Annotated in this window: 4 protein-coding genes; 2 read left to right on the top strand and 2 right to left on the bottom strand. The window is 43.1% G+C overall.

Annotated features, from left to right (window positions below; genetic code table 11):
* Positions 1-319: 319 nt before the first annotated feature.
* A complete protein-coding gene (locus Q0081_RS13475) occupies positions 320-910 on the bottom strand; it encodes a DNA methyltransferase (protein WP_298354159.1) in 591 nt (196 codons plus the stop codon).
* Between the two features lie 597 nt (positions 911-1,507).
* On the opposite strand from Q0081_RS13475, the gene Q0081_RS13470 reads away from it, so the two are divergent.
* Positions 1,508-4,315 (top strand): pitrilysin family protein, encoded by a 2,808-nt coding sequence (locus Q0081_RS13470; RefSeq protein ID WP_298354157.1) that lies wholly within the window; start codon positions 1,508-1,510, stop codon positions 4,313-4,315.
* Positions 4,316-4,376: 61 nt separating this feature from the next.
* Here the strand turns inward: Q0081_RS13470 and Q0081_RS13465 are convergent, their stop codons facing one another.
* Entirely contained in the window at positions 4,377-4,571 is a 195-nt protein-coding gene (locus Q0081_RS13465) for a hypothetical protein (protein WP_298354155.1), read from the bottom strand.
* 177 nt (positions 4,572-4,748) lie between these two features.
* On the opposite strand from Q0081_RS13465, the gene Q0081_RS13460 reads away from it, so the two are divergent.
* The gene (locus tag Q0081_RS13460) at positions 4,749-6,728 is read left to right on the top strand and encodes a TonB-dependent receptor domain-containing protein (protein ID WP_298354153.1); all 1,980 of its coding nucleotides are present in this window, start codon (positions 4,749-4,751) and stop codon (positions 6,726-6,728) included.
* Positions 6,729-6,841: the final 113 nt, after the last annotated feature.

Raw genomic sequence — 6,841 nt, 5'->3', positions numbered from 1 at the left:
TACTGCGCTCAAAACGGTGGATTAATTCCTGAAAGCCGGGCACTTCTCGGCCCGCACGATTGATAAGCTTGTTCTCATGCAGCTCATCAGAATTCTTTTTTTGTCATGATAAAGTTTAAATTGGCCTTAAAATTAAGCCTTTTGAAGAAATATAGCTACCGAAGGTTTTGTTCAACAAGGTATTGCCAAAAGTGGGGCTGACGTTTTCCAATTTATCTTCTGTACTCATATTTAACTTTTGTTTTTCAATTTAACTTTGGTGGTTTAATGCCCCACCTTCGGCAATACCCGAAACCGTTATAGGCAATACGAAAAACCGCTACCATAATCGTAATTGGCTTTTATATTCCTGATACCTTTTTTCAGACAAATCAAAATATTCTTTGTCAATTTCCATTCCGACAAAATCCAACTTTGCTTTATCCGCTGAAATTCGACTACTGCCAGAGCCTAAATGTGTATCAAGTATTTTCATTCCTTGTTTAGCGTAAAGATTAAACACTTTATCGTAAAGTTCAATTGGTTTTTGCGTTGGATGAAACCTATCTTTTTGTACTGGACTAATTTTAAATATTCGTGTTCCGCCTTCACGAACCCAAGCATATTCACATTCGGCAAAACTTCTACCATATAAACCTTCGCCTTTATCCCAAATTGCAAAATATTTAGAATTAGGTAATGTGAAGTTATTTGCACCAAAAATTATTTGATTTTTTGAAACTCTAAACAGCTCATTAAAATACATTTCATTTGGAGGTTCTTTATCCCAATCCTTTGCTTTCCAATTTCTGTTTTTTTCTTTTGAACAACGTTTACCTTCACCTACACCCATTCTCATATTTGCAACATCTAAGCCATACGGAGGGTCGCAAACAGCCAAATCAAAATGATTATTAGGATATGATTTCATAAGTTCGACACAATCCCCCAAGAAAACCGTACTGCCTTCAATATCTAAGGTTTCATGGCTTGGCTTTCAGCCACCACGAAACCTTAGATATTGAAGGAGGTTGATGGCTATTATTACTATTTTGGTTCAAACGTGCTTTTAACTCCATATTCTCTGATTTAAGCGAAAGGTTTTCTCGCTCCAAATCTTCGATACGGCTTAAAAGCCTGATTACCAAGTCTCTTAATACGGATATGTCATTTGATATTTCCAAATGTTTATAACAAGATTTTAAACATTAAAACGAATGCTAATCTGTTTTGTTATAGGGCTAAGTTTTTACATTTTGTTAATAATGTAACTTTTGTTGTACGCATGAAATGAAATGGTGGCTACCCAAAAAAGTACATGGTCGAGGCGATACCTGAAAAAAGTTTCCATGCTGAAAGTTAAAAAATTGGCGTACGTTTTAGCAACTATTTTACGTCAAAGCAGTTTTTTACTTGACGAAAGAAATCTTTCTTCTCATTTCTGTGAAAATATAGAATGAATTTATTTCGTTTGTACAGGTATGATTACCTTTTCATCAAATCCAATCCTTTCACAAACCTATTTTTTATGTTCACAGCCAATTTTACTTTAAGAAAATGTTGTTGGGCAGCTCTGCTTCTGGGCTGTTTGCTAAACAACGATTTGTCGGCCCAGTCGCTTCCCGCAGGGGTGACCAAAGGCGCTTCCGTAGAAGGTATCACGGAATATCAGCTCAAAAACGGTTTAAAGGTTCTCCTTTTTCCGGATGCTTCCAAACCCACTATTACCGTCAATATCACCTACTTAGTGGGTTCGCGGCACGAGGGCAAAGGCGAAGCGGGAATGGCTCACTTACTGGAGCACATGGTCTTTAAAGGTTCGACCAAACACACCAACATCCCTCAGGAACTAACTTCTCACGGTGCCCGTCCCAACGGAACCACTTGGCTCGACCGCACCAACTATTATGAGACATTTACCGCCTCCGAAGAAAACCTCAAATGGGCGCTTGACCTTGAGTCGGACCGAATGATTAATTCTTTTATCAAAAAAGAAGATTTGGCTTCCGAGTTTTCGGTGGTTCGCAATGAATTTGAAATCGGAGAAAATTCACCTCAATCGGTTTTAAATGAGCGCGTTTTATCAGCGGCTTATTTGTGGCATAACTATGGCAAATCTACCATCGGCAATCGCTCTGACATTGAGCGCGTTCCAATCGAAAATCTACAGGCGTTTTACAAAAAATATTATCAACCCGATAATGCGGTTTTACTGGTAGCCGGTAAAATTGACGAAGCAGCCACTCTCAAACTGATTGAAGAGTATTTTGGCTCCATTCGACGCCCAACCCGTTCGTTGATGGACGTGCCCACCATTGAGCCCGTTCAGGATGGCGAGCGTACGGTCGTGTTGCGTCGCGTAGGTGATACGCAGGCATTGGCGGCAGGGTACCACATCATGCCCGGTTCGCACGCTGATTACCCGGCCCTGGACGTGGTGGTTGAATTGTTGACCAATGAGCCTTCGGGACGTTTGTACAAAAAACTGGTGGAAACCAAAAAAGTCTCTTACCAATACGGCTATTCATTTTCGCTGAAAGAACCGGGTTTTGTCTATTTCGGAACAGAGCTTTTGAAAGAAAAATCCATTGATGATGCCAAGAAAACGTTGTTGAACACACTGGATTCAGTAGCAATTGTGGTTCCAACCAAAGACGAAGTGGAACGTGCCAAGACCAAATTGCTGAAAGATTTTGAATTGGCCTTTAAAAGTTCTGACCGTTTGGGATTGGCCATGAGCGAATTCATAGCTACCGGCGATTGGCGCTTGGGTTTTATCTACCGCGACCGTCTCGAAAAAGTAGTACCCGAAGATGTTCAACGCGTAGCACGCTATTACTTTAAACCTTCCAACCGCACCGTCGGAATGTTCATTCCTGACGAAAAACCCGAACGTACCGAAGTTCCGGATGCTCCGGACGTAGCTGCCATCGTAAAAGATTACAAAGGCCGCGCGGCGGTAGCCCAAGGCGAAGCTTTTGACCCTTCACCGGCCAATATTGACGGACGCACCAAGCGGATTGAGCAACCGAATTCGATTGAGATGGCGCTTTTACCAAAAACCACACGAGGCAACGAAGTAAACGCTCGGCTCACGTTCCGTTTTGGTGATCAAAAATCGTTGCTCAACCAAGCAACTGCCTCCGATTTTGCAGCTTCAATATTGGATAAAGGTACCACCACGCGCTCTCGCCAGCAAATCAAAGATGAGTTGGACAAACTCAAAGCTCAGATGAACGTGTCGGGTGGTCTTAATCAGGTCAATGTATCGATTAAAACAACTAAAGAAAACCTGCCAGCGGTATTGCGACTTGTGGGCGATGTGCTTAAAAATCCTGCCTTTGACGCGAATGAGTTTGAGAAACTGCGTCAGGAACAACTGGCCGATATTGAATCTCAGCGCTCTGAACCACAGGCCATTGCGTTCAATATATTCCAGCGTACTATGAATCCTTACCCCAAAGAGGACATTCGTTACAACATGACTTTTGATGAAGCTGCTACCGCCATCAAAGCCGCGAAAATTGACGACGCGAAGAAATTCTATAAAGAGTTTTACGGAGGACAAAATGCTACTTTTGCAGCCGTTGGAGATTTTGATGAAACTCAAGTCCGTAAAATCGTGTCTGACGAATTTGGCCTTTGGAAAGCCAACAAGCCTTTCAGCCGATTGGTGAGCGAGTACAAATCCATTTCGCCGGGCAGTCAGTCATTGCAAACTCCAGACAAAGCAAACGCCATGCTCGTAGCAGGCATCAACCTTCCGCTGCGGGATGATGACCCGGATTATGCCGCGTTGATGCTGGGCAATTATATGCTCGGTGGTGGGTTTCTTAACTCACGTTTGGCCGTGCGCATCCGTCAGAAGGAAGGTATCAGTTACGGCGTAGGTTCAGGATTTTCGGCCAATCCATTTGATAAAACGGGCTCGTTTATGGCTTATGCCATGTACAACCCCGACAATGCCGAACGTTTGGTAAAAGCATTACGCGAAGAGTTGGAAAAAGTTCAGAAAGAAGGCTTTACAGCCGACGAATTGAAAGCTGCCAAATCAGGCTTCCTGCAATCGCGCATGGTTACCCGTGCCCAAGACCCTTCTTTGGCAAATACGCTAAATAGCTATCTGTACCTCAATCGCACAATGGATTGGGATGCCAACTTTGAAAAGAAAGTGGAATCCCTTACGCCGGAACAAATCAACAGCGCGATGAAAAAATACATCGACCCGGCCAAATTGACCATTGTTCAGGCAGGAGATTATGAAAAATCTGCTAAAAAAGCAGCCGAAAAACAACCGGCTTCTTCCATTGGCGGTGGAGATACGAAGAAAAACTAAGCAGTTTCGGCCTAACTAATTTGCACCGGTTATTCGGTCTTTTCAAAAAGAGCGGGAGAGTTTATCTTTCCCGCTCTTTTTTTGTATTGGCATTTTCAATATCCTTAAAAAGTGCCATTGAAAATCTAATAACGGTTAACTGATACACAGATAACCCTCCTTGGTCAAGAATTTTCGACACCTTACCTAAGAAATTATAGAAACTCTCTTCTTCTTTTTTATTTCGCATCGTCAAACCAGTCTTTTCAAAAGCCATGAATCGAGATTAATAATTCAAAAAAAAAGTAGAGAGACGATGCAACATTCCTGAAAATAGTTTCCTCTTTGCTGTAACCATTTTTAGTAAGTCGAGTATCCACGATAAAACAGTCACCACAAAACCACTTCAACGACAGCTAACCCAAACTCTATTACAGCCAACCATTTTTACATCATGAAACACTTATTCTTGCCGGCCCTATGCCTGGGGCTACTCGGGACTACGTTTGCCCAAAAATCAAAGATCACAGGCTTTGTCCTTGATTCTGCCGCCCATAAACCCGTTGAGTTTGCCACCGTTGCTCTCCTGAAAGACAGTAAAATTTTGGAAGGAACCACTTCGGATGTGACAGGAAAGTTTACGTTTTCAAAAGTGAACGAAGGGGTTTATCAGGTTAAAATTACGTTTGTTGGTTACAGAGATAAGACGATATCGAATGTGTCAGTCACGAAAGCTAATGATGTAGATTTAGGGGTGATTTCGTTTGCTCAAGCTGCCCAACAACTCAAAGAGGTTCAGATAGTTGAGCAAAAAACCCTTTTTGAAGACAGACCAGACCGATTGGTGTACAATGCCGAAAAAGACATCACCATTAAGGGCGGAAATGCGGGCGATGTGTTACGTAAAATCCCTTCCATCGCCGTGGATTTGGACGGCAATGTGGAGTTGCGCGGAAGTTCTAATATCAAGGTGTTGATTAACAACAAACCCTCCAACCTGATGGCTAAGAGCATCGCCGAAGTGCTCAAACTCATTCCCGCCGACGACATCAAGCAAATTGAGGTAATCACCTCTCCTTCTGCCAAATATGACGCGGAAGGAACGGCAGGAATTATCAATATCATTACCAAACGAAACGACTTGCAGGGTATTAACGGAAAGGCAAGTACTTCATTCGGCCGCTGGAACGATAACTACAACGGCTCGCTCAATTACCGCAAAAAGAGCTTCGGCATTTCGGCCCGGGGAGGTTTCAACAAATGGCGGAATTTGGGAGAAAACTACACAAAACGAGTAACCACCGTTGAGAATTACAAAACCGAATTACTTCAAAATACTTATTTCAGAGGCGGCGGCGAGAACACGAACGGAACTATTTCGGCCGAGTGGGACATTGATTCCCTCAACCGCCTAAGTGCGGGGCTTAATTATTACGATGGCAAGAACGCCATGAACTTCGATTACATCAACAATTTTTCAAACAGCAGCGAAAAGACGCTCTTTACCCGAAAGTTGTATCGTATCTATGACTGGGATGGTGGCACGTTGAACGTAGATTACAATAAGACGTTCAAAAAGCCGAAAAAAGAATTCAACTTTCTGACGATGCTTTCGAATGAAGGCGAAGGCAGTTATTACAATCTCGACCAATTGAATGCCGAAAATGCCGTCTATTACCGCGAGAAAAGTCCCAACGCCAGCCGAAATTACGAAGGAACGGTGCAGGTTGATTTTACCAATCCGTTGGACAGCGTCAGTACGTTGGAAATGGGGACAAAAGCTATTTTGCGAAATGTAAAAAGTGATTATCGCGTAGCCACTGCACTCGACGGCTCTACCAATTTTACGGACGTACCTGCGTTAGCCAATGTGTTTGACTACAATCAGCAGGTAGCTTCTACGTACATTGCGTATTCGCGGACTTCCAAAAACAAATGGGGAATCAACGCAGGGGCGCGGTATGAACATACCTTCATTCAGGCAGCTTTTTTGTCGGGAACTGTGCCGTTTTCCAATAATTATGGCAACCTTGTTCCCAACATCATTTTATCAAGAAATCTGCCAAAAAATCAGAAACTTAAATTGAGCTATTCGCAGCGTATTCAGCGACCGATGTTGTGGTTTTTGAATCCATATGCCAACGCCAGCGAACCGAAAATGACGTATTCAGGCAACCCTTACCTGAAACCCGAACTCACCCACAGCGCCGAAGCCAGCTACAACGTATACATCAAAGAGTCGTCGGTCAATGCGGTGTTTTTCATACGCCAAACCAACAATGCCCTGGAGCGTATTCGTACCGTTGACAGCGAAGGCAATGCCAATATCACATTCCAAAACATTGCTCAAAATAGCTCCTACGGACTTACCTTGAGCGGAACCGCCAAAATCAAAAAGAAGTTTTCCACCAACGGTTCCTTCAATCTGTGGTAGTGCGCCAATTATGGTGCTGATTTTGTAAGGGGCAATCGGGGTGTTATTTTTGTTTTACCAAGAACCTAAATAACCTACCTGATGTGTAATACACCCGAAAGATGCCCCCGTTG

The organism is Runella sp. (assembly GCF_027484545.1).
Taxonomy (GTDB): domain Bacteria; phylum Bacteroidota; class Bacteroidia; order Cytophagales; family Spirosomataceae; genus Runella.
The sequence above is the reverse complement of the archived record's forward strand: the minus strand, read 5'-3'. Positions and strand labels throughout refer to the sequence as shown.